The sequence below is a fragment of the Vibrio sp. 811 genome (assembly GCF_033339195.1).
In genome coordinates this window covers 1-790 of record NZ_JAWOUB010000285.1, presented here as the reverse complement: position 1 = coordinate 790, position 790 = coordinate 1, and the positions used below count along the sequence as shown (strand labels likewise).

Annotated in this window: 1 protein-coding gene and 1 pseudogene; both read left to right on the top strand. The window is 45.9% G+C overall.

The window, feature by feature from the left end:
* Positions 1-394, top strand: a pseudogene (locus tag R7Q46_RS26380) (pilus (MSHA type) biogenesis protein MshL); the annotation flags it as partial.
* Positions 395-437: 43 nt separating this feature from the next.
* On the top strand, positions 438-790 hold a 353-nt coding region (locus R7Q46_RS26375), incomplete at its 3' end, for an ExeA family protein (RefSeq protein ID WP_318078110.1).

The following is a 790-nucleotide window of genomic DNA, read 5'->3' as shown; positions in this document are numbered from 1 at the left end:
CAAGGGCAACGTGTTCTTGCATGTGCATCCAGCGGTCATTGAAGTCACAGAAGAAGTGAAGCAGTTAAATCTTGGTGGTGATTTTCAAAACATTCAATTGCCTTTGGCAAAAAGCTCGATTCGAGAATCTGATTCGGTCATTCGTGCGAAAGATGGCGATGTTGTGGTTATCGGCGGCTTGATGAAGCAACAAAATGTCGAGCAAGTGTCAAAAGTCCCATTCCTTGGCGACGTGCCAGCTCTGGGTCACTTGTTCCGCAACACTTCGAATGTGACGCAAAAAACCGAGCTAGTTATTCTGCTTAAACCGACCGTTGTTGGCGTGAACTCTTGGCAAAAAGAGCTAGAGCGCTCGCGTGATTTGCTGCAAGAGTGGTTCCCTGATGCGCAATAAGCGCAGAAGAAACGTTAGCTTTTCAAAGAGTTTGTGATTCGTTATGTACTTGTCGCATTTTGGATTTCGAGTTCAACCTTTCTCACTGTCCCCAAATACGGAAATGTTTTTGGGGTTAGTGCCTCACTATGAGGCGATTCAAACCATCTTAGCCGCCGTGCAGATGGGAGAAGGCGTGATTAAGGTGACAGGTGAAGTTGGTACGGGCAAAACCATGGTTTGTCGCAAGCTGATTGAACAGATCGAATCGCAAGTGGAATTGGTCTATCTACCCAATCCTGTGCTCAACGGAGAGCAATTGCAGTTTGCCGTGGCAAGAGAGCTAGGTATTGATAATGACGATCCATTGCGCATTGTTTCTTTAATTCAAGAACACTTGATTTCTGAACTCCAGTC